Annotated in this window: 16 protein-coding genes; 6 read left to right on the top strand and 10 right to left on the bottom strand. The window is 71.9% G+C overall.

Annotated features, from left to right (window positions below):
- From DEO23_RS04565 to DEO23_RS04555, 3 genes are all read left to right on the top strand, one after another.
- Positions 1–1,620 (top strand): rhamnulokinase, encoded by a 1,620-nt coding sequence (locus DEO23_RS04565; RefSeq protein ID WP_109274856.1) that lies wholly within the window; start codon positions 1–3, stop codon positions 1,618–1,620.
- Between the two features lie 10 nt (positions 1,621–1,630).
- Positions 1,631–2,401 carry an IclR family transcriptional regulator gene (locus DEO23_RS04560; RefSeq protein WP_109274855.1) on the top strand — a complete coding sequence of 257 codons (771 nt, stop codon included), beginning with the start codon at positions 1,631–1,633 and terminating at the stop codon, positions 2,399–2,401.
- Positions 2,402–2,588: 187 nt separating this feature from the next.
- Positions 2,589–3,929, top strand: a complete 1,341-nt coding sequence (locus DEO23_RS04555; RefSeq protein ID WP_205678867.1) for an MFS transporter — start codon at positions 2,589–2,591, stop codon at positions 3,927–3,929.
- A 37-nt stretch (positions 3,930–3,966) separates the two neighbouring features.
- Here DEO23_RS04555 and DEO23_RS04550 read toward each other — a convergent pair whose 3' ends face one another.
- A complete protein-coding gene (locus DEO23_RS04550) occupies positions 3,967–4,983 on the bottom strand; it encodes a LacI family DNA-binding transcriptional regulator (protein WP_240613220.1) in 1,017 nt (338 codons plus the stop codon).
- A 107-nt stretch (positions 4,984–5,090) separates the two neighbouring features.
- Between DEO23_RS04550 and DEO23_RS04545 the strand changes: the two genes are divergently transcribed.
- Complete coding sequence (locus DEO23_RS04545; RefSeq protein ID WP_109274853.1) at positions 5,091–7,349, top strand: alpha-L-rhamnosidase; 2,259 nt, start codon at positions 5,091–5,093, stop codon at positions 7,347–7,349.
- A 6-nt stretch (positions 7,350–7,355) separates the two neighbouring features.
- On the opposite strand, the gene DEO23_RS04540 is transcribed toward DEO23_RS04545, so the two are convergent.
- A complete protein-coding gene (locus DEO23_RS04540; RefSeq protein WP_109274852.1) occupies positions 7,356–8,339 on the bottom strand; it encodes a LacI family DNA-binding transcriptional regulator in 984 nt (327 codons plus the stop codon).
- Between the two features lie 204 nt (positions 8,340–8,543).
- On the opposite strand from DEO23_RS04540, the gene uxaC reads away from it, so the two are divergent.
- Together uxaC and DEO23_RS04530 are read left to right on the top strand one after the other, a co-directional pair.
- Positions 8,544–9,974 carry a glucuronate isomerase gene (gene uxaC / locus DEO23_RS04535; protein WP_109274851.1) on the top strand — a complete coding sequence of 477 codons (1,431 nt, stop codon included), beginning with the start codon at positions 8,544–8,546 and terminating at the stop codon, positions 9,972–9,974.
- 12 nt (positions 9,975–9,986) lie between these two features.
- A complete protein-coding gene (locus DEO23_RS04530; protein WP_109274850.1) occupies positions 9,987–11,306 on the top strand; it encodes a mannitol dehydrogenase family protein in 1,320 nt (439 codons plus the stop codon).
- Positions 11,307–11,312: 6 nt separating this feature from the next.
- Here the strand turns inward: DEO23_RS04530 and DEO23_RS04525 are convergent, their stop codons facing one another.
- From DEO23_RS04525 to DEO23_RS04490, 8 genes are all read right to left on the bottom strand, one after another.
- Entirely contained in the window at positions 11,313–14,012 is a 2,700-nt protein-coding gene (locus DEO23_RS04525; protein WP_109274849.1) for a glycosyl hydrolase, read from the bottom strand.
- Between the two features lie 4 nt (positions 14,013–14,016).
- On the bottom strand, positions 14,017–15,474 hold the full coding sequence (locus tag DEO23_RS04520) for a tagaturonate epimerase family protein (protein WP_109274848.1): 1,458 nt from the start codon (positions 15,472–15,474) through the stop codon (positions 14,017–14,019).
- Positions 15,471–16,742, bottom strand: a complete 1,272-nt coding sequence (locus DEO23_RS04515) for a Gfo/Idh/MocA family protein (protein ID WP_109274847.1) — start codon at positions 16,740–16,742, stop codon at positions 15,471–15,473. The genes DEO23_RS04520 and DEO23_RS04515 overlap by 4 nt, the downstream gene beginning before the upstream one ends.
- Complete coding sequence (locus tag DEO23_RS04510; protein ID WP_109274846.1) at positions 16,739–18,148, bottom strand: Gfo/Idh/MocA family protein; 1,410 nt, start codon at positions 18,146–18,148, stop codon at positions 16,739–16,741. The genes DEO23_RS04515 and DEO23_RS04510 overlap by 4 nt, the downstream gene beginning before the upstream one ends.
- A gap of 43 nt (positions 18,149–18,191) precedes the next feature.
- Positions 18,192–19,109, bottom strand: coding sequence for a carbohydrate ABC transporter permease (locus tag DEO23_RS04505; protein WP_109274845.1), 918 nt, complete (start codon positions 19,107–19,109; stop codon positions 18,192–18,194).
- Entirely contained in the window at positions 19,102–20,040 is a 939-nt protein-coding gene (locus DEO23_RS04500) for a carbohydrate ABC transporter permease (protein ID WP_109274844.1), read from the bottom strand. The genes DEO23_RS04505 and DEO23_RS04500 overlap by 8 nt, the downstream gene beginning before the upstream one ends.
- A gap of 29 nt (positions 20,041–20,069) precedes the next feature.
- The gene (locus DEO23_RS04495; protein ID WP_109274843.1) at positions 20,070–21,368 is read right to left on the bottom strand and encodes an ABC transporter substrate-binding protein; all 1,299 of its coding nucleotides are present in this window, start codon (positions 21,366–21,368) and stop codon (positions 20,070–20,072) included.
- Between the two features lie 266 nt (positions 21,369–21,634).
- The gene (locus DEO23_RS04490) at positions 21,635–22,942 is read right to left on the bottom strand and encodes an ABC transporter substrate-binding protein (RefSeq protein ID WP_109274842.1); all 1,308 of its coding nucleotides are present in this window, start codon (positions 22,940–22,942) and stop codon (positions 21,635–21,637) included.
- Between the last annotated feature and the right edge of the window lie 547 nt (positions 22,943–23,489).

The raw sequence follows: 23,489 nt of genomic DNA, 5'->3' as shown, positions 1-23,489 counted from the left end.
ATGACCGGGAACACCGGGTCCCCGGGGCCCACCGGGCCTACCGGGCCTGCCGCGGCCCTCGGGCAGTGCACGACCGCCGACCAGCCCCCGCCCCTCGCCCTCGCGGCGATCGACCTCGGCGCGAGCTCCGGCCGCGCGATGCTCGGCCTCGTTCGCAGCGACCGCGGCCACGATGCCCGAGCGCGCCTGGACCTGCACGCCGCCCATCGCTTCGAGAACCGCCTCGAACGACGGGACGGGCACCTGAGCTGGGACGTCGACGCGCTCTGGGCCGAGGTCCGCACGGGACTCTCGGCGGCCCGGAGGCTCGCCGTCGAGCTCGGGGCGCAGGACCTCGCATCGATCGGCGTGGACTCCTGGGCCGTGGACTACGGCTTCGTCGGCCCGGACCGTGCAGAGGCCGACGGCAGCCCGCTCCCCGGCTCCGGGGAGCGGATCGGGGAGGTGATCGCCTACCGCGACGAGCGCACGGAGGGGGTCGACGCTCACCTGGCCCGCCGGGTCAGCGCGGAGCGGCAGTTCGCCCTGACGGGCATCGCCCAGCAGCCCTTCAACACTCTCTACCAGCTCGCCTCCGACGACCGGCTCGAGACGCTGTCCGAGGGGTCCTCGCTGCTGCTGGTCCCCGACCTCCTGGCCTACCTGCTGACCGGCGAACGTCGCACGGAGGTCACCAACGCCTCGACGACCGGGATGTTCGCGGCCGCGGCGGGTGACTGGGTCCCCGAGCTCGTCGACGCGAGCGGAGCGATCCCCTCGCTGCTGGCCCCGCTCGTGCGCCCGGGCGAGCGGATCGGCACGCTGGTCCCGGCTCTCGCCGCGCAGCTGGGCGTGCCGGAGGTCCCGGTGACGGCGGTCGGCTCCCACGACACGGCCTCCGCCGTGCTCGCTATCCCCGCGGAGCACGAGTCCGCGGGCGCGGACGCGGGTGACGCCGCTCCCCCGCTCGCCTTCATCTCCTCCGGCACCTGGTCCCTGATCGGGCTGGAGATCCCCCGCCCCGTCATCGGCGAGGAGGTGCGCGCGGCGGGCTTCACGAACGAGGGCGGGGTGGGCGACAGCGTGCGGTTCCTGAAGAACGTCGCCGGGATGTGGCTGGTGAGCGAATCGATCCGGCAGTGGCAGGAGGACGCCGACGGCACCTGCCCGGACCTCGCCGAGCTCCTCGCCGCGGCCGCCGAGGAGTCACCGGACCGCTTCCGCATCGACCCCACCGATCCGGAGTTCCTGCCGCCCGGCCGCATGGCCGATCGCGTCGTCGAGGCCGCTCACGCTCTGGACGGCTCCGATGCCCGCCCGCAGACGCCGGCGGAGATCGTGCGGATGATCCTGGAGTCCCTCGCCGAGACCTACCGCGACGAGCTGCGCACCGCCTGCCGTCTCGCAGGGCGCCCCCTCCCGCACCGGCTGCACGTGGTGGGCGGCGGCAGTCGCAACCACCTGCTGAACCAGCTGACGGCGCACGCACTGGGCATCGAGGTCGTCGCCGGGCCGATGGAGGCGACGGCGATGGGCAATCTGGCCCTGCAGGCGAGCAGCCTGGGCGCGATCGGCCCGGGACCGGACGCCGTTCGCGCGCTGGTGCGCGAGAGCGTCGAGCTCGAGGTGTTCCGCCCGTAGACTGCGGCGGATGAACGCCGAGGATCCGCCCGCCAAGTCCCCGGTCGAGGCGATCGATCGTGCGGCCCTCCTGCTCGTCCACCTCGCCGAGGCCGGCCCCGAGGGCTCCTCGCTCGCAGATCTCGCGACGCTGACGGGTCTGCACAAGGCGACCGCACATCGCGCCCTGCAGGCGCTGCGGCACCGGGACTTCGTCGACCAGGTCGAGGGCAGGTACCGCCTCGGGACCGTCGCCGCCCGCCTGGGCGAGGCCTTCACCGCCGAGGCGCATCTCGCGCCGCTGCTGCACCCGGCCCTGGTCGCCCTCAGCGAGCGCACCCACGAGCTCGTCCATGCCGGCGTCCTCGAGGGCGCGCACGTGCGGTACATCGACAAGGTCGAGCCCGCGCGCACGATCCGGGTGTGGTCGAGCGTGGGCGGCACCGTCCCGGCCGCCGTCTCGGCCATGGGACGCGCGCTCCTGGCCTTCACCGATGTGCGCCGGGAGCAGCTCGAGGTCTTCACACGGGTCGTCGACCCCGCCCTCGAAGTCTCGACCCGGCACGTCTGGGAGACCCTCGAGCAGGCGCGGGCCCGGGGGTGCGCGACCGAGATCCGCGAGAACGAGCCCGGGATCGCCTGCCTCGGCATGCCCGTGCTGCGCAGCGGACGTGCGGTCGCCGCCGTCTCCGTCACGGCTCCCGCCGAGCGGATGACGTCGGCGCGGATCGAGGAGCTCCACGGCCTCATGCGCGAGGAACTCTCGGAGCTGCTGCCCGCGCCGCTCTCGATCCCCCGCTGAGCTCTCGACCCCTGGTCGACGAGGTCGATCCGCTCGCTCCGCACGCCCGCGCGTGCTCCGGGGGTCCGCCCTCTGCTTCTGTCCCGGCGCTCCGGACGCTGGTTGCCCCGCCCGACGCGCCCCGTTACGCTCTGTGGATCGTGCATACCGCACAATGAAACGCCTTCGCAACGACGCCAGGAGTGCCATGTCCAGCGCCATCGCCGCCGCCGAACCCGAGGTGGACCGCGCCCATCTTCGTCAGGCCTCGCTCGCCGGGCTCGTCGGCACGATGCTCGAGCAGTACGACTTCGTCATCTACGGCACGGCATCCGCCATCATCTTCAACAGCCTCTTCTTCCCCGATGTCACCCCGGCGGTGGGCATCATCGCGGCGATGAGCGCCTACGCCGTGGGCTTCGCCGCGCGCCCGCTGGGAGGCCTGTTCTTCTCCCGCTTCGGCGACCGTCTCGGGCGCAAGTGGGTGCTCGTGACCACCCTGTTCCTGATGGGCATCGCGACCTTCGCGATCGGCTGCCTGCCCACCTACCACCAGGCCGGGATCCTCGCGCCGATCCTGCTCGTCGTCTGCCGCATCCTCCAGGGTTTCGGCGCCGGCGCCGAGCAGGCCGGCGGCGTCACCCTGCTGGCGGAGACCGCGGGCGTGCGCCGCCGTGGCTTCTTCACCTCGATCGTCTTCTCGGGAGCAGCCCTGGGATCGGTGCTGGGCGCCCTGGCCTGGATCGCCGCGCAGAAGCTGCCGGAGGAGGCCCTGACCAGCTGGGGCTGGCGGGCGGTGTTCTGGTCCTCGGCGATCGTGACCATCGCCGCCTACGTGCTGCGCCGGACCCTCAAGGAGTCCCCGGTGTTCGCCGAGACCCAGAAGGCGCGCATCGGCCAGGAGTCGACGCCCATCGGGGACGTGCTGCGCCACGGACGCGCGCCGCTGTGGCGGGTGTTCGTGATCAACATGGGATCCAACGGCCAGAGCTACATCTACCAGGTCTTCATGGGGTCGTTCCTGGTCACGTGGCTGAACGTGGAGGCGAGCTTCATCCCCGAGATCCTGCTGTACGGGGCTCTCGGCGCGGCCGTGGGCTGCGTGCTGTTCGGCGCCGCGACCGATCGCTTCGGTCGGCGCCCGGTGATGATCGCCGTCCTGAGCTTCCTGCTCGTCTTCCCGATCCCGGCGTTCCTGCTGATCAGCACCGCACAGCCGATCCTGATCGGCCTGGTGGTGTTCGTCGGTTTCGTCGTCGCCGGCTACGGGACCGTGGGCAGCCAGGGCGCCTTCTACGCGGAGATCTTCGGTGCCCGCTACCGCTACGCCGGCATCTCGCTCGCCAGGGAGTTCTCCTCCGTGCTGGGCGGCGGCGTGGCCCCGCTGGTGTGCTCGGCGCTGATCACCTGGGCGGCCGGCTCGTGGTGGCCGGTCGCGGTCTACATGATGGTGATGATCGCGCTCTCGCTGATCGGCGCGATCGCCTCGCCCGAGACCCGCGGACGCGATCTGCGCATCGAGGAGGACGCGGTGCCCGCCGGGGCGTGACCCTCCCGGGCCGTGCCGGGTCCCGGCAGGCGCCCGGTCAGCCCCGCGAGGACTCCCGCCGCACCAGCTCCGGGCTGAAGCGCACGTGGCGGTCCTCGGCGCCGGGGCCGCCGACGATCTTCTCCTCGAGCAGCGCCAGCGCGGTGCGACCCATGAGGTCCGCGGGCTGGGCGATCGAGGTCAGCGGCACCACGGTGCTGCGAGCGAAGGCGATGTCGTCGTAGCCGACCATGGCCACGTCATCGGGCACGGCGATCCGCCCCTCGTACACGAAGGCCTGCATCATGCCGACGGCCACGAGGTCGTTCACGCAGAACACGCCGTCGGGACGGTTCGCGGGAGACCGCGCGGCGACCTGGGCCCCGGCGGCGCGTCCGGCGAGCACGTCGAGGTCCTCGGCCTCGATCAGCTCGAGCTCCACGCCGGCCGCGGCGGCGGCCGCCCGGGCCCCGTCGATGCGCGCCGCCACCTGGTGCAGGTCGGAGCGCGCGTAGACCATCGCCGGGCGCTGCGACCCGCCCTCGAGCAGATGGCGCAGCGCGAGACCGCCGCCCTCGACGTCGTCGACCGAGACCGTCGAGCCGCCGCTGACGGCACCCTCGTCCTCGACCGTCACCACCGGGGTGCCGCGCTCGATGATCCCTCGGACCACCTCGCTCCCGGCGCCCGCGGAGGCCAGCAGGATCCCGCGGACCCGCTGCTCCTCGAACAGCGAGAGGTAGAGCTCCTCGCGCTCGGCGCGATTGCCCGAACTGCCCACGATCACGGCCAGGCCGGAGTCCTCGGCGGCGGCCTCCATGCCGTGCACGAGCTCGGCGTAGAAGGGATTGGTGGAGTCCAGGACGATCGCGCCCACCGTGCGCGATCGCCCCATCTTGAGCTGGCGGGCGGCATCGTTGCGCACGTACCCGAGGCTTGCGATCGCCTGCTCCACACGGGCCCGACGGTCCTCGGAGACGATGCCGGGGCGGTTCAGCACGTTCGAGACCGTCCCCACGGACACCCCGGCCGCGCGCGCGACGTCCTTCATGCCCACCGATCGCGAGTTCACCACGGGCCGACGGTACCCCACGGCCACGCGACGACCGGCACGGCGCCGTGGCGCAGCCAGGATGCGGGACCGCTCTTGCAACGTTTCAGCCACCATGGTGGACTGAGGCGGTGCCAGCCACCACACCCGCCGACCTGCTCGCCGACGCCCTCGCGATCACCGCCCCCGAGGATCGCGGACGACTCCCCGTGCTCTCGTCCTCCCTCGACCTGGGGACGCGCGCCACCGCGGTGACCGGCGCCGTGCTCCATGCGACCTCCCACGGCGTCTACGACGCCCGGCTCGACGGCCGGCCGGTGACGACCTCCCTGCTGAACCCCGGGTGGACCGTCTACGAGCACCGCCTGCAGGTGCAGAGCTTCGACGTCACCGAGCTCGTCCGCACGGGCGGGGACCGGGTGCAGCTCGACGTCACCCTCGCCGGCGGCTGGTGGCGCGGAGACCTCGGATTCTCGGGCTCCCCCGCGAACTACGGGGAGGATCTCGCCTTCCTCGCCGCGCTCGAGGTCACCTTCACCGACGGCACCGTCGAGTACCTGCGCACCGACGAGTCGTGGACGTCGTCCCTGGGACCGATCGAGCTCGCGAACCTCTACCAGGGTCAGCGCGAGGACCGACGCCTCGCCCCCACGGAACCCGAGCCCGTGCGCATCGTCGAGATCGAGCGCTCCACCCTGATCCCCCAGGCCTCGCCGCCGATCACGCGCCACGAGAGCGTCGCACCGCAGCGCATCTGGTCCTCCCCCTCGGGCCGCACGCTGGTGGACTTCGGGCAGAACCTCGTCGGCTTCCTGCGCTTCTCCGTCTCCGGCCCCGCGGGCACGGAGATCACGCTGCGCCACGCGGAGGTGCTCGAGGACGAGGAGCTGGGGACCAGGCCGCTGCGCGGCGCCGCGGCGACCGACCGCATCGTCCTGGCCGGCGATCCCGCCGGGGAGACCTTCGAACCCACACTCACCTTCCACGGCTTCCGCTACGCCGAGGTCACGGGCTGGCCCGGGGACCTCACGGAGCAGGACATCGAGGCCGTCGTCGTCGGCTCCGACATCCGCCCGACCGGGACCTTCGAGAGCTCCCATGCCGGGGTGAACCAGCTGATCAGCAACGCGATCTGGTCACAGCGGGGGAACTTCCTCGCCGTCCCCACCGACTGCCCGCAACGCGACGAGCGCCTGGGCTGGACCGGCGACATCGCGGCGTTCGCCGCCACCGCCGCCTTCCAGTTCGACGTCGCCGACTTCCTGCACGCCTGGCTGCTCGACCTCCGTGCGGAGACCGCCGCGAGCCCCGAGCGGGTGGTCCCGTTCGTGGTGCCCGACCTGCTGAAGCTCGTCCCCCGCGCCGCCGATGCCGAGCCCAGCCCGAGCACCCCGACGGCGATCTGGGGCGATGCGGCCGTCTGGGTGGCCGAAGCACTGTGGAGCGCCTACGGGGACCTCGAGCGTCTGCGCGAGGAGTACCCCGGAATCGCCCTGCACCTGCGCAGCGTCGAGAAGGCACTCTCCCCCAGCGGCCTGTGGGACACGGGCTTCCAGTTCGGGGACTGGCTGGATCCGGACGCCTCGCCGCACGACCCCGCGGCCGCGAAGGCCGACAAGGGCGTGGTGGCGACCGCATGCCTGGTGCGCTCGGCACGCTTCGCCGCCGAGGCCGCACGCCTGCTCGGGGAGGATGCGGACGCCGCGCACTGGCAGCGCCTGGCCGAGGACACCCTGGCCGCCTTCACCCGCGCCTACGTGCACGAGGACGGGACCATTACCTCGGACTGCGCGACGGTCTACGCCCTCGCGATCGCCTTCGACCTGCTCGAGGCCGCGGACCGGGAGTCGGCAGGAGCCCGGTTGGCCGAGCTGGTCCGCGCGCACGACTACCGCGTCTCCACCGGCTTCGCGGGCACCCCGTTCGTCACCTGGGCGCTCTCGGGGACGGGCCACGTCGAGGACGCCTACCGCCTGCTGCTCGAGGAGCAGTGCCCCTCATGGCTGTACCCGGTGTCGATGGGGGCGACGACGATCTGGGAGCGCTGGGACTCGATGCTCCCGGACGGCTCCATCAACCCCGGGGAGATGACGAGCTTCAACCACTACGCACTCGGCGCCGTGGCGGACTGGATCTACCAGGTCGTCCTGGGTATCCGCCCTGCGGAGCCCGGATACCGACGGGTGCAGGTCCAGCCTGTCCCGGGGCCGGGCCTCGAGTGGGTGCGCGGGGCCCTCGACTCCCCCGTCGGCCGGATCGAGGTCGCTTGGGACAAGCGTGCGGACGGCATGGTCCACCTCGACGTGCGGATCCCCGACGGGATACCCGCAGAGATCATCACGCCCGAGGGCGCCGTCCATCAGGTGACCGGAGGCCGCCACTCCTACTGAGCCCGCTCAGCTCTCGGCGCGAGCGGTCGATCCGCGCAGCACCAGCTCGGTGGGCAGGAACCGGTGGGCGATGTCGGCCTCCGTCGCCGACCCCGCCTCGAGCAGGACGTCGATCGCCGCCGCGCCGATCTCGGCGCGCGGCACGCGCACCGTGCTCAGCCCCGGCCGCAGCATCCCCGCGTACTCGATGTCGTCCCAGCCGATCACGCTGAGATCACCGGGGATCCGCAGCCCGGTGCTGGTGAGCTGGTCGATCATGCCCAGCGCCATGACGTCGTTGTAGACCAGCACCGCGGTGACCTCGAGGCCCTGCAGGGCTCCCGCGGCCTGACGCCCGCCCTCGGGGCCCGGCGCGAAGTGGCCGACGTCCACGAGCTCCGCACCTGCCCGGGCGCACTCGGTCCGCAGGGTCCGTCGTCGATCGGCGTCGGACCTGCTCGCCGACGGGCCGCCGGCGTAGCCGATCCTGCGGTGGCCCAGCTGCACGAGGTGGTGCACGGCGGCGCGCACACCGGGCCCGGGATCGGCGAGGATCCCGGGCAGCCCCTCGTGGGTCCGGTTGACCAGCGCGAGGCGCGTGAGCGCGGCGGCCTGCCGCAGGCTCTCCTCCTCCATCCGGCTCGAGCACAGCACGATCCCGTCGACCTGCGGGGCCAGGGTGCTGACCAGCGGCAGCTCGCCCGCAGGCGCCTCCTCCGCATCGGCCAGCAGCAGCTGCACGCCGTGCTCGCGCGCCCGGGCCTGCGCCCCCTTGAGGACGGCCGGGTAGAAGGGGTTCAGCAGGTCGGGCACGACCACGCCGAGGACGCCGCGGCGCCCGGTCACCAGAGCACGGGCGACCGTGTTGGGGCTGTAGCCGAGGTCGTCGGCGGCCTTCAGGATGCGGCCGCGAGTGGCCGCCCCGACCATCTGCGGGCGCTGGAAGGCCCGCGAGGCCGTCGCGACGGAGACCTCCGCCTGTGCTGCGACCTCGCGCAGTGTGGCCACCATGCTCTTCCCCCTTCTCCGCGGACCGTGCACGACGGCGCGACGGCGCGGCATCCGCGTGCAACCGTTTCGAACTCCCCTGGTGCCCGGTCACTATATAGTCGTCCGGAGCCCGCCCTGCAAACGATTGCAGTCACCGGCGAGCCGTCGATGTGCACACCGCCCGTGCACGGTCGCCCGCCGTCGCCGACCCGAGGAGGAGACCTCATGCCCACGTCGCCCCTGACCCTGCACCCCGATCGAGCGCTGCCGGCCGACCCGGCGGTGCGGGAGATCGCCCGCCGGATCTACACGCAGATCGCCGACCTCCCCCTGATCTCGATGCACGGGCACGTGGAGGCCCAGGCCTTCGCCGAGAACACGCCCTTCGCCGACCCCGCCCAGCTGCTGATCGTCCCGGACCACTACGTGACCCGGATGCTCGCCTCGCAGGGCATCTCCTACGACGCGCTGGGGATCCCGCGGACGGACGGCGCCCCGGTCGAGGCCGATTCCCGGGCCATCTGGCGCACCTTCTGCGAGAACTGGAAGCTCTACCGCGGCACGCCCTCGCGCTACTGGATCGAGCACGAGCTGGTCGAGGTCTTCGACGTCCACGAGGTGCCGTCGGCCGAGTCCGCCGACCGCATCTACGACCAAATCGACGCGGTGGTCTCGAGCCCGGACTTCCGGCCCCAGCAGCTGCTGGACCGCTTCGGGATCGAGATCATCTCGACCACGGACCCGGCGACCTCCGACCTCGCCCACCACGCGCGGATCGCCGAGCAGGGACTCGGGGAGCGAGTGGTGCCGACGTTCCGCCCGGACGCGGTCTACCAGATCGGCGGGCCGAGCTGGGCGCAGGAGGTGGTGGCCCTCGGCGAGGTCTCCGGCATCGACACCGGCGACTACACCGGCTTCCTCGAGGCGCTGCGCGAGCGCCGGCGCGCGTTCGTCGCCGCCGGCGCACGGGCCTCGGACCACGGTCACCTGCGGGCCGACACCACCCCGATGGACGCGGCCGATGCCTCCGCGCTGTACGCCCGCGTGCTGGCCGGCCACGCACCCAGCGCGGAGGAGGCCTTCGCCTTCGAGGCGCACATGCTGTTCACCACCGCCGAGATGTCCTGCGAGGACGGCCTGGTCATGCAGCTGCATCCCGGGGTGCTGCGCGACCATCACAGCGGTGTCCTGCAGTCCTACGGCAAGGACAAGGGATACGACATCCCGGTCCCGGTCGACTACGCGCGCGGCGTGCAGCCGATGCTCGACCGCTTCGGCCGCGACCCGCGCTTCCGCTGCATCCTGTTCACGATCGACGAGACGGTCTACTCGCGCGAGCTCGCCCCGATCGCGGGCACCTACCCCTCGGTGCGCCTGGGCGCCCCTTGGTGGTTCCTCGACTCCCCCGACGGCATGCGCCGCTTCCGCGAGCTCGCCACGGAGACGGCCGGGTTCTACAACACCTCCGGCTTCGTCGACGACACCCGCGCCTTCGCCTCCATCCCCGCGCGCCACGATCTCTCGCGCCGCATCGACGCCGGCTACCTCGCGAACCTGGTCGCCGAGCACCGCCTGCAGGAGGACGAGGCGACCGAGGTCGCGATCGACCTGTCCAGCACGCTGCCGCGCGCCGCGTACCCGCCGATCGCGCACTGAGAGGAGCACTCCATGACCACTGCTGCCCACGAGGCCGACCCGTCGGCCGCGTCCTCCGGCGCCCCCGCGGCGGGCCGCCTCGTCCATCTCGGCATCGGCAACTTCTCCCGCGCTCACACGCTGCCCTACACGGCGGACGCGAGCACGGCCGAGGACACCTGGCGGGTCACCGCCTTCACCGGCCGCTCCCCCGCGATCGCCGAGACCCTCTCCGCGCAGCGCAACCGGTACGGGCTCGTCGTCCGCGAGGCCGGCGGCGACCAGGTGCGTCTGATCGACGTGATCGATGCCGTCCACCCCGCCGACGACCTCGAGGCCCTGCAGCGCCTGCTGGCCGACCCCGAGGTCTCGGTGGTCACCCTGACCATCACGGAGAAGGGGTACGCGGCGGGCGATGATCCCGCCGTCTCGGCGCCGGCGCGCCTGGCACTCGCCCTCCGCGCCCGTCGCGAGGCCGGCGTCGAGGAGCCGATCGCCCTGGTCTCCTGCGACAACCTGCCGGGCAACGGCGAGGTGCTGCGCGCGGCGGTGCTCTCCGCGGCCGACGAGCAGACCCGCGCCTGGTTCGACGACCACGTGGACGTCGTCTCGACGATGGTCGACCGGATCACCCCGTCCGCGAGCGCCGAGGACCAGCGGATCGTCGAGGAGGCGACCGGCTTCGCCGATCACGCGACCGTGGTCACCGAGCCCTTCACCGAGTGGGTCGTCCAGGACTCCTTCCGCGGCCGCCGCCCCGCCTGGGAACGATCCGGCGCCCAGCTGGTCGAGGACGTCGAGGTGCACGAGAAGCGCAAGCTGCGCCTGCTCAACGGTGCGCACTCGCTGATGGCCTACGCGGGGCAGCTCGCCGGCCACGAGCGGGTCGACCAGGCGATCGGCGACCCCGGCGTGCGCGCCCTGGTCGAGGCCCTGTGGGCCGATGCCCGCGCCACCCTGCCGCTGCCGGCCGACGAGCTGGACGCCTACACCGGCGCGCTCGTCGAGCGGTTCGAGAACCCGCGCATGGCCGACGCCCTGGACCGCATCGCGGCCGACGGCTCGGTGAAGCTCACCGTGCGTGCCCTGCCCGTGATCACGGACCGCGGCGGACCCGATCAGGCCCCCGGTGCGGTGGCGCTCGTCGCCGCCTGGACCACCTTCGTCACCGACCGTGTCGCCACCGGCACGGCGTTCTCGGATCCGCAGGCCGACGCCGTCGCCGAGGCCGCGCGCATCGAGGACACACCCCGCCGCGTGCAGGCCCTGCTGGACGTCGTCCTGGACGGCACCGCACCGCAGGACCTGGTGGACGCGGTGGTCGCGGCCGAGGGAACACTCCCCCGGGCCTGAACAGCGTCAGGCGGCCTGCCGGACCCGCAGCACCGGCACCTCGTGCAGACCGCGCCGCACCCCCTCGAGGGCACGGTCGAGGTCCTGCAGCTCGAACCGTTCGCCGTAGAGGCGGCGCGACTCGGCGACCATCGGCTCGACGTGCGGGTCGACGGCGGAGGGCCCCGCCGCGGTGGTCAGCACCGTCAGCCTGATCCGGTTCCGTCCCGGGCGCAGGTGGCCGGTGAGGTCCAGGCGGTGCGGCGCGCGCCAGATGATCCCGGCGCGCTGCCCGTCGACCTCGACCACGGCGATCTCTCCGACGGGCGTCTGCACCTCGGCGCGGAAGCCCTGTGCGTCCGCCGGCCGCGGCATCGGCGTGCACGGGCCCAGGTCGAGCTCCACGCGCAGCCCCGGGCCGAGGTGCTCGGCGGGGATCTCCACCTCCTGCTCGTAGGTTCCGCGCGTGCGCTCGGGCGGCAGCTCGCCCTCCCAGCCGTGCGGGAGCATCACCTCGCGCACGGCGTCCGCCCCGCTCGTGAAGGCCCAGGGTCCCGCGAGCGGCGTCTGGACGAGGACCTCCGGACGCTGCGAGGTCCCGGCGTCGGTCCCCTCCCCGGCAGCGGGCCCGGGCCCCTCGGGCCCGCCGGCACCGGTGGCCCGCTCATCGGTCCCGACCAGCACGATCGCCTGGTAGGGGTGCAGCTCGAGAGCCACCGCCCTGTTCCCGGCACCCGCGCCTGCGGTGGCAGGGGCGCGCACGCTCCCGTCGGCCGGATCCCAGATCTCGTAGCTCTCCCGCTGGGTGCGCGGGGCGATCGCGATGGAGCGCACGGCAGCGCCCGTGTTCGCGATGAGATAGAGGTCCGCATCGGCGAGCCGCCGGTGCACGACACCGATCTGCCCGCCGTCACCCGTCAGGGACACGTCGGGAGGAAGCGCGGCGTCCAGCGCCGCGGCGACCGCGTCCTCGCTCACGTGCTCGTCCTTGGGACACAGAGGGGAGTCGACGGCGAGCACCGTGCCGCCCGCGACGCGCACGGCGTCGAGCCATGCACGGGTGGAGGCGGGCGCCCGGCTCGTCCCGGCCACGACGACCACCGGGTAGGCGTCGGGCGCGAGGTCCTCGAGCGCGGGATCGTCCACCAGGTCGAGGTCGCGGCCTCCGGTGCGGATCGCCGCTGGGATCCTCGGGCCGATGCGGTCACGGGAGGCCTTGAAGAGGTCGAAGCCGCCGGGGTGGGCGGCGCGCGCGTCGTCGGCCGGGAGCAGCACCGCCACGTCGGCGACCGGCTCCCCCTGTCGCAGGAGCCCGCAGAGTCGGGCGAGCGACGCGGTGAGCTCCGGCATCGCCGACCACCAGGGGTTGCGGTCGTCGAGCGCTCCCGCGGCGTAGAAGCGCCAGCCCAGGCCGGGTGCGTCGGGCGGGGAGTAGGGCCAGCCGTGGCCGACGAAGCGCGTGATGCCCGAGAGCAGGTGATCGTGGGCCTCCGCCTGCAGGTCCAGCGGCGTGGCCCGGAAGGACGGCGAGTGCACCCAGGTCCAGATCTCGCTCGAGACCACGTCGCGGCCCAGCAGGTGGGCGGCCGAGGACGCCCAGCGGCACGCGGTGATCGACGTCCAGCCGGCGCCCTCGCCCTCGACGAGGTCGACGGAGCGGTAGGCGCTGAGCGTGACCGGCGGCTCGCCGTAGGCCTGGACACGGAAGGGCACGCCGTGGGCCGCGGCCCAGTCCCGGCAGACCGCGAGGAAGTTCTCCTCGACGAGCTCGCCGAGGGTGCGGCCCATGTCGACGCGGAGCCTGCCGCGGTCCGGTGGGACGGCATCCGACGGCGTCGTGGGAGCCGGGTCGGGTTCCTCGGTGACGAGGCGATGCAGCACCGGGATGGGGTCGTAGCCGCGCCGACGCGCGAACTCCTCGGGAAGGGACGGGGTCCATCCGGCCTCGTAGACCTCGAGGCTGTCGCAGAACACGGACCCCAGCAGTTCGGCGGGGACCGCGCCGAGCAGGGCCTCGCCGACGACGTCGAGGTGGTGGCGGGTGGCCGAGGCCGAGAGGTGGTCCAGCACGGGACCTTCGGCTCCCGCAGCCGAGCGTTTGACCTGCTGTCCCGTCACCTCGGACCAGGCCAGCAGCACGGTGCGTGGACCGCGGCCGGGTGGGATCCGCAGCGCGACGTCCGCGCCGCTGCCGCTCGCCACCGGCAGGTGCTCCCAGGTCGTCGGCGACGCCCCCTCGCCCAGGTACGCGCCGACGAACTCGTCGCCGGGCCACGCAGGCCGCAGCCCCACCTCCAGCGGCGCCGGGGAGATCTCGCGGCGTTCCCATCGCAGGCGCCGGGAGGCGTGCTCGGGGCCGATGTGGGGACCGCCGAAGGACCATCCGCTGCCCAGGGTCACGTCCAGGCGCAGGCCCAGGGAGCGTGCCTGCTCGGCGGCGTGGCGCAGGGCGGCGAGCATCCGCTCCGAGCCGTAACGGTCGGTCGTCTCCCGCAGCGGGTACACGACGGCGACCTCGGCCCCGCCGAGGCCCGCCGCGGCCATGGCGGCGAGCTCACGGTCGATCTCGGCGTGCTCCTGGTCGGGCCCGAACCACCACCAGCGCATCATCGGCCGGTCGGCCGGGTCCGGCTCGGCGAACCCGGCGCGCAGCGTGGCGACGCTCGGCAGGGCCGGTCCCTCTGACCTCGACTCGGAGCCCCCGCTGCGCCGAGCGTCCGCGCTCATCGGGTCAGCGCGCCGGGACGGCGGCGAAGGGAGCGAGGTGACGGGCGATGTGCGGGGTCAGCACCTCGGTGTACAGGTCGTGGCGTGCGCGCAGGTCGGCTGCGAAGCGGTCGGCGAGCGCGGTCCCGTCGGCGAGCGCGGCGGTGAGCGAGTCGCCGTAGCCCACGTGCAGGATCTGACGGGCGTCCTCGTTCTCGCGGACCAGGTCCACGAGGTCCTCGGTCCGGATCCCCGTGAGGTCGGCGGGGGTGCGGTCCTCGTGGGCGGAGACCTGGTAGGAGGCCTTGGCGCGGGCGTAGCCGGCGCGGGAGATGTCCCAGATCGTCCCGAACAGCTCGGGGTCCTCCTCGGCGATGGCCTCGAGCGCGCACAGGTAGGAGGTGCCGGAGGTCTTCAGGTGCACGAGTCCGTCGGTCGCCTCGAGCGCCAGGGGGTAGACGGAGAACTTGTCGGACCCGGAGTGCAGGGAGATCTTGTAGCCGCCGTGGAGCTCGGCGACCGCGTGGTGGACCTCCAGGTTCCGGCGCAGCTCCTCCCGATTGCCGCGGAACTCGAGCCCCTTCTCGAAGCCGTCGACGTAGCGGGGCGCGAAGGAGAACCAGCCGACGCCCAGTCGTTCGAGCTCGGTGGCGAGGTAGTGGTGTTCGAAGAAGGTGGTCTGCCAGGCCGTCTCGTCGACCGCGATCTCGACCTCGACCTCCGCTCCTGCCTCCCGCGGCGCGTTCTCGTGCAGGTGACGGTGGAGGCGCACGGCCTCGGCGACCGCGCCGCCGTACTTCACGGCGGCGGTCAGGATCTCGGCGTCGGTGGGGGCGATCCTCTCCCCTGCCGCCTCCAGGACGAGCCCCCGGTACCGGGCGAGCACGTCGCTGCGGGAGTCCTCGAGAGCGGCCCACGGCAGGGCGTCGACCTGCTGGTCGGTGATCCCTGCGGTGACGTCCCGGACCTCGTCGCCCGGGTCGAGGGTGAACATCCGGAAGCCCGCGTCGAGTCCCCGGTCGATGCCCTCGGTGGACTTGATGTGGTCGCAGTCGGCCCCGTACCCGCTCTCCCACCCGTTCTCGACCAGCCCGAACACGGCATCGTCGAGGACCTCGCGGGCGCTGCGGCCCAGTCGGTCCATCTCGCGGATCGACTGCTGTGCGAACACCGGGAAGACTCCCTGGCCGACGTCCGCGAAGGCGCGGGCCTGCCCCGAGGTCGCGAGGCCCGTGCGGTCCCCGGTGCCCACCGAGGTGCGGTGTCCGCTCACCAGCTGGGGGCGCAGAGCGGGGATCGCCGCACGCAGGGCGAGGGCATTGGCGTGGTCGGCGGGTCCCTCGAGCACGGCGCCGCCGTCCGCCTCGGAGACGGTCCCCTCGAAGGCAGCGAGATCGCCGGCGGCTGCTGCGCGCAGCAGCAGGCCCGTGCCGTCACGACGGCGGACCACATCGGCCTGCAGGGTCTGGGTGCGCAGGGTCATCGGGCATCTCCTCCGGTGGTTCGGTGTGTGTCGATCCCGAGGGTCGACGGGTCGGTCTGGTGAATCGCCGTGGGATCGGCGAAGGGAGCGCCGATGCGGCTGAAGGGCTCGCCGGCGTCCAGAGCGCGCGTCATCCAGTCCTCGACGTCGTGGACCAGGGGATGAGCCGCCGCCCCCTCGCCCTCCCAGGTCACGTGCTCGGCGTCGATGGGCCGAGGATCGGGACCCGACTGGGTCGCCTCGAGGACGGTCGTGAAGGCCTCGGTGCTCTCGAGCGGCGACAGCAGCGCCACGGCAGGATCGTCCAGGTGGTCCAGGAGGTTCTCCAGCAGGCTCTCGCGGCCGAAGCGCTCCTCGGTGGCGCGCCCCGAGGCATCGACGATCTCGAGACGGTCGGTCGTGTACTCGAGCCGTGCACGCCCCTGGTCGCCCCGGATCTGGATCCATGGCTCCTCCTGGACGGGGGCGGTGGTGGTCAGAGCGGCGTGGACGAAGGGAGCGGGGCTCATCGTGCCGCTGGGGTCCACCGGACCGGCAGCGCCGACGGGATCCACGCGCAGATAGGTGGTGTCGTCGGCCTCGATGTCGTGGGCGCGGCGCAGTTCGCTGGTGATGACCCCGATGTCGGCGGCACGGGTGATCCCCGCGGTCAGGAGTGCGAGGTCGACGGCATGGGCGAGGGGGTTGGTGGCGACCCCGTCGGCCACGCGTCGACCGTCCATCCGGCGCCGGCCTGCCCAGGGGCTGCGCGCGTAGTAGGCGCGGTCGCGGAGCCAGGCGCCGTAGGCGTCGACGCTGCGGACCTCGCCGAGCGCCCCGGTGGCGAGCAGCTCGCGCATCCGGGTCGCGCCTCCTCCGCCGCGCGCCTGGAAGCCGACCTGGACGCTGCGCCCGGTCCTGCGTGCCTCGTGCAACACCTGGGCGTGGTCGGCGAGGGAGGGAACGGGCGGTTTCTCGAGGTAGAGGTGGCAGCCGGCGGCGAGACCGGCGAGGGCGAGGTCGGCATGGGTGGTGATGGGGGTCGCGACGACCAGGATCTCGGGGCGTTCCTCGGCGCCCTCGAGCAGGGCATCGAGGGTCGGGAACCACGGGGCGCCGATCCCGGGGTCGGGCTCGGCGACGTCGACGACGCCGACCAGGCGGATCCGCCCGCTCTCGCGCAGAGGGGCCATCTGCTCAAGGTGCACGGCGCCGAAGCCGCGGGTGCCGATCAGCGCGAGCGGACGGCCACCGGATCCTCCGTGCCCTGCGGCGCGATCCGCGCTCATCGGTCGATGCCCATGAAGGTCTCGACGTCGATCGGCCGGCCGGTCTCGATCGACGCATTGCCGCAGACGCCGATGGAGATCGCGCGCAGACCGTCGTGCCAGTCGGCGGCCCGCCCCAGCGGGTCACCTCCCGTCCCGTCGTCGACACCGAGATCGGCACCTGCCCCGTCCCCGGCACCGGCTCCACGTCCCCGGAAGACCTCGGCGAGCATGAGGGCGTCGCCGCCGCCGTGCGCTCCCTCGCCGCGCGGGATCTCGACCTCCTGCGCGGCCTCGAAGTGACGCTGCAGGACGAGGCGCTCGCCCGCGTGGCGCGCTCCGTCGCCCTCGTCGGCCACGCGCACCGCGCTGGGGTCGACGACCGCCTCGCCGCGTGCGTCTCCCGTCTCCCCGTCGGCCGCGACGCCGTCCTCGCGGTCCCTGAGCACGGCGGTGCGCTCGACGACCTCGAGCTCGACCCTGCCCTCGGTGCCGTTCACGGCGACGCGGTAGCCCTCCCAGGGACTGTGCGCGGTCAGCGCGTAGGTGAGGGTGAGCCCGCTGTCGTAGTCGACGATCGCCGTCAGGTTGTCCTCGGTGGTCACCCCGGCGGAGAAGACGTCCTGGTCGCGGCGGTACCCGTCGTGCTGCTCCTGGTCGAGGTAGAGCTCCTTCAGGCGGGGGTCGCTGCGCAGGTCCAGCTCGAAGGGGCCGTGCGGTCCGTCGTGGGTGCCGCGCTCGGCGGGAGCGGTGACGCCTCGCCGGGCCGCGGCCTCGGCGCCGTAGAACCGCACGCCGCCGCGGGCGTAGACGCGCTGCGGGTAGGCGTCGACCCACCAGGAGGCGAGGTCGAAGTGGTGGGAAGCCTTGTGCACGAAGAGTCCGCCCGAGTTCGCCTTGTCCCGGTGCCAGCGCCGGAAGTAGTCGGCGCCGTGGGCGGTGTCGAGCACCCATTCGAAGACCATGGAGAGCGGGGTGCCGATGCGTCCGTCGGCGATCACCTCGCGCAGGGCGCTGTTGCGCGGGGAGTAACGGTAGTTGAAGGTGACCGTCACGCTGCGGCCGGTGCGCTCGGCGGCCTCGGCGATCTCGCGGGCCTTCGGGGCGTCGATCGTCAGCGGCTTCTCGACGATCACGTCGGCCCCGGCCTCGAGGCTGCGCACGATGTGCTCGGCGTGGAAGCGGTCCATCGAGGTGATGATCATGCGCTCGATGCCGAGTTCGGCGATGGTCTCCTCGAGGTGCTCGGGTCCGCGGGTGGGCACGTCGGCGAGGGCCGGGTGGTGCTCGCGGTAGTGCTGCATGCGCCCGGGGTTCGTGTCGAACAGGGCGACGAGCTCGGCGACGTCGGCATGGGGGCCGGTGATCGCATCGATGTACATCTGGGCGCGGTGACCGGTGCCGATCAGACCGTAGCGCGTGGTCATGCAGGGTCCTTCCACGGGGTCGGGGACGGTGGGACGACGGGGGTCACTTGATGCCGGTGGTCGCGAAGCCGCGGATCAGGAACCGCTGACCGAACAGGAACACGATGAACAGGGGGACCAGGGACAGCACGGACATGGCGAACATGGCGCCCCAGTCCGAGGTGCCCTGCGAGTCGAGGAAGGCGCGCAGGGCGAGCGGGACGGTGAAGTTGTCCGGGGTGGTGAGGTAGATGAGGGAGCCGAAGAAGTCGTTCCACATCCACATGAAGGTGAAGATGACGGTGGTGGCGATGGCCGGGGTCATCAGCGGCATGATCACCCGGAAGAAGATCCGGAAGTGCCCGCAGCCGTCGATGCGCGCCGCCTCGTCGAGCTCCTTCGGGATGCCGCGGATGAACTGCACCATGAGGAAGACGAAGAAGGCGTCGGTGGCCAGGAACTTCGGCAGGATCAGCGGCAGCATCGTGTTCACCCATCCGGTCTGGGAGAACATGATGTACTGCGGCACGATCACCACGTGGATCGGCAGCATGAGGGTCATCAGCATGACCGCGAACGCGATGTTGCGCCCCCAGAACCGCAGCCGGGCGAAGGCGTAGGCGGTCAGCGAGCAGGCGATGACGTTGCCGACCACGCAGCCCAGCACCAGGAACGTCGAGTTCAGCAGGTAGTGCGAGAAGGGCTGGGCGAGCGCGTGCCAGCCGTTGACGTAGTTCTCGACGTTGAAGCGGATGGGCAGAAGGCCCGGGTTGCGGAAGATCTCGCTGTTGGGGCGCAGGGAGCTGACCACCATCCACAGCAGCGGGTAGATCATGACCAGCGAGGCGATGATCAGGATCGCGTGGCGGACGACCGGGCCGACGCGGCGTGTGCGTCGCCGGCGCAGGGTGGAGGCGTTGGCCGGCGCCGGCGCCGGGGTGGTGACGGCCGACGGGGCGGGGGTCGTGAGCTGGTCAGTCATCGTAGAACACCCAGAACTTGGAGACGAGGAAGTTGACGGCGGTGAAGAGCGCGACGATCACCAGCAGCAGCCAGGCCATCGCCGAGGCGTAGCCCATGTCGAACTGGGTGAACCCCTTCTGGTAGAGGTACAGCGTGTAGAAGAGGGTCGAGTCCGACGGTCCTCCGGTGCCCCCGGAGACCACGAACGCCTGCGTGAAGGACTGGAAGGCGTTGATCACCTGGAGCACGAGGTTGAAGAAGATGATCGGCGTCAGCAGCGGGAGCGTGATGCGCAGGAAGCGGCTCCACCTCGTCGCGCCGTCCACCGCGGCAGCCTCGTAGTACATCTGGGGGATCTGCCGGAGACCGGCGAGGAAGATGATCATCGGCGAGCCGAACGTCCACACGTGCAGCAGGATGATCGTGCCCAGCGCCGTCGAGGGGTCGGAGATCCAGCCCGGCAGGTTCGTCAGCCCGAGCATCCCCAGGAACTGGTTGACGAGTCCTCCGGTGCCGAACATCTGGCGCCAGAGGATCGCGATCGCGACCGACCCGCCCAGCAGCGAGGGCAGGTAGAAGATCGAGCGGTAGAAGGACAGCCCCTTCAGGCCCTCGTTCAGCAGGACCGCGAGGGCGAGCGCGAGGGCGAGCTGCAGCGGGACGCCGACGACCACGTAGATCAGGGTGACCTTGAGCGAGCTCATCAGGCGGGCGTCGTGGAACATGTCCACGAAGTTCTGCAGCCCGATCCACCGGGGTGCGGCCAGCAGGCTGTAGTCGGTGAACGAGAGGTACAGCGAGGCGATCATCGGCAGCAGCGTGATGCCGAGAAGCCCCAGCAGCCACGGCAGCATGAACGCGAGCGCCGGCTTGTTGTCGGGGTGCTTCTCCTTCACACCGCCTCTGCGTCGGGTCTTCGCCATGGTGGCGAGTTCGCCGAGTGCACTCATGGGGGTCCTTCCTGCTGGGTGCGGGGGTCTCAGACGGAGATCGCGGAGGTGAGCTGGTCGAGCAGCGCCTTGCCGGCGGCCTTCGCGTCCTGGCGACCGAACAGCAGGTCCTCCCCGCAGCGCTTGAGGATGTCCTCGAACTCGCCGCCGCCCTGCGGGGTGATCACCGGTGTCTCGCCGAGCTCCCCGGCGATGTCCTCGATGAAGTCCACGGCCTTGCGGTCGGACTCCGTGAGGTCGCCCTCGATGGCCTTGCGGACCTCGAGGTTCGCGGGGACACCGCGCTCGGCGAGCAGCTGCTTGCCGGCATCCGGCGAGTTCACCAGCCAGTCCACGAACGCGACGGCCTGCTTCGGATCGGACGCCTTCGCGGCCACGGCGAAGTACATCGAGGCCTTGTACCAGAGCTGGGCATCGGCGGCCCGGCCGGTCATCGACGGCATGCGCAGCACGCGCACGTCCCCGCCGGCGGCGGCGTCGAAGGCGACCACCTGGTTCGACCAGGCGACCTGCATGGCGGTCTTCCCGGTGGAGAACATCGACTGGTCCACGGACTGGCCGGCCTCCTCGACGGCGAGGGAGGCGCCGGGCGAGGCCTTGGTGTCCTGCAGCTTCTGGGCGTAGGCGAAGAACTCCTCGGCGTCCTCGGCCGAGAAGCCGGCGCCGTCGGTGGCGTACTGGTCCTTGCCGAACTGGCGCATGTAGACCTGGAAGGTGGCCTGGACCAGCCCGATCTGCTGGATGCCGTAGACGCCCTTCGCACTCTTCTCGGTGATCCGCGTGGCCCGGTCGATCAGATCGTCCCAGGTCCATGTCGTGTCATCGGGCAGGTCGACCCCGGCCTTCTCGAAGACGGCGGGGTTCGCCAGCAGGACGGGCGTGTTGACGCCGGCGTTGATGGCGAGCAGGCCCTTGTCGGGCACCTCGCCGGCCTTGACCGAGGTGTCCTCGAAATCGCTCGTGTCCAGGCCGGCGTCCGCCAGCTCGAGAAGGGCTCCGCGGTTGCCGTACTCGCTGAGGTACTTCTCGTCCATCTGGATCACCTCGGGCATGTCACCGCCGGCGACCTGGGTGGCGAGCTTGTCCCAGTACCCCGACCAGTCGGCCGGCTCCCCCGAGATCGTCAGATCCGGCTGGACGTCCTTGTAGGCGTCGATGGCCTTGCGGGTCAGGTCGTCGCGGATCGCGTTGCCCCACCACATGAAGCGCAGGGATCCCGCACCCCCGCCACCGGAGGAGCTGCTGGACTGGTTCGGGCCGCAGGCGGCGAGGCCCCAGAGGGCGGGGACGGTCAGGGACAGGCCGAGGGCTTGGCGTCGAGTAGGCACGTGATCTCCTTCGATCAGGGGACGGATCCCCGGGTGCTGGACTGCTGAACGGGTGGAGGCGGGGCAGGGTCCGTCGGGTGTGCGGGGGCGTCACTGCCTGCCGCACGCGCCGGGAGACCCGGGTCACACGAGAGATCGCGATTCTAGGCAGACGGACCCCCTGTTGTGCAAACGTTCTCATCCGGTCGCAACACCACGACCTCGTGACCTGGGATAGCGCTGTCCACCGGGTAGACGACCGGCGCCGCGTCGAGCCGTTCACGCTCTCAGCCGAGCTGCCCGGCGGCTTCGGTCACGGCCGCCTCGCTCGCCTCGGGAGGGCTCGTCCTGCCGAACAGGACGTCCTCCATGTGTCGCCCCAATGCATCGCTCACGGCGGTCCCACCGGGCGGGGTGATGGGCGGGGGATCACCGAGCTCGTCGGCGATGGACTCGATGAAGTCGACGGCCTTGAGGTCGGCACCGGAGAGGTCTCCACGGATCTCCTCGCGCACGGAGAGGTTGGCAGGGACCCCGCGTTCGGCGACGAGGATCCGCCCGGCGTCCGGCGAATTGACGAGCCAGTCGAGGAAGGCCGTCGCGGCGCTCTGCTGGGACGACCGGGCGGAGGCGCAGAAGTACATCGAGGCCTTGTACCAGAGCTGCACGTCCCGGGCCGACCCGGTCATGGAGGGCAGCCTCAGCACCTTCACCGCCCCGTCCAGGGCCTGGTCGTTGCTGACGACCTGGTTCGACCACGCGGACGCCAGAGCGCACTTCCCGGTGGCGAACAGCGTCTGATCGACAGCCTTGCCCGTCTCCTCCACGGCGAGAGAGGCGCCAGGGGACGCCTTCGAGCTCTGCAGGCGGAGCGAGTAGTCCATCCACTGCTCGAGGTGGTCCGCCGAGAAGCCCAGGCCTTCGCCGTCGAACTTCTCCACGCCCAACTGGCGGAGGTAGACGCTCAGGGAGGGGTCGCCCGCGGCGCCGAGCTGCTGGACGCCGTAGGTCCCGTCAGGAGTGGCCTTCGTGATCGCAGCGGACGTCTCGAGCAGGTCGTCCCACGTCCAGGTGGAGTCGTCCGGCATCTCCGCACCCGCAGCACGGAAGACCTCGGGGTTCGCCAGCAGCACGGGGGCGTTGACGCCGGCGTTGAGCGCGAAGAGCCGGCCGTCCACCTTCCCTGCATCCACGGCGGAGGACTCGAACTCGGCGGTGTCGATGGCGGTGTCACCGAGATCCAGCAGGATGCCGCGGCTCGAGTACTCGCTCAGATAGGCCTCGTCCATCTGCAGGATGTCGGGGACCTCCCCACCGGCGACCTGGGTGGCGAGCTTGTCCCAGTAGCCCGTCCAGTCGGTGGGCTCGCCCGCGATCGCCAGGTCCGGGGTCTCCTTCGCATACGTGGAGATCGCCTCGCGCGTCAGGTCGTCGCGGACAGCGTTCCCCCACCACGCGAAGCGCAGGGACCCCTCGTCCGACGCCCCACCTGCGCCGCCCCCGGAACCGGAGGGCATGTTGGGCCCGCAGGCAGCGAGCCCCGACGACACCAGCACGGCGGCCGGCAGGGCGAGCAGGGAACGACGAGAGGGCAAGGGATCTCCTTCGATCGATGGGAGCGGCGGCGCGAGGCCCTTGAGCCGTCACGCGCAACAGCACGCCTCACAGCGCAGGGAACAGGCCCCTGGGGAGCGGTCCGACGGAGGCGAGACGACACCACCCACGGGGAAGCGCCTTCCGTCGTGGCGGACGCGAGGGATCGCATGGCATGCGGAACACCGTAGAGCAGGTGTTGAAACGTGTAAAGACCCGCTCAGCGGAGCCGGGCGCCGTCGACGGCGCGCACCGATCCCTAGCGGCACAGCTCTTCATCGAGCCCGCGTCCTGAGGTGACGTGATCAGGAGCAATGCAGACAGAGCACTCAAGCGCCACGAGTACTGTCCCGCAGCGCGCGGTACGCCGAGGGGAAGACAGCACGAGGGGAAAACGGCATGAAAAAAGGGGTTGTGGCTCGTCACCGCGCTCGACCACCACCAGGAAACCTGGTGGCGGGAGCAGCCCGTGACGAGCCACAACCCCTTTCCTTCACAAAGAATGTCCGGCGGCGACCTACTCTCCCACACCCTTCCGAGTGCAGTACC

Origin of the sequence: Brachybacterium endophyticum (assembly GCF_003130585.1) — a bacterium.
GTDB lineage: Bacteria > Actinomycetota > Actinomycetes > Actinomycetales > Dermabacteraceae > Brachybacterium > Brachybacterium endophyticum.
The sequence above is the reverse complement of the archived record's forward strand: the minus strand, read 5'-3'. Positions and strand labels throughout refer to the sequence as shown.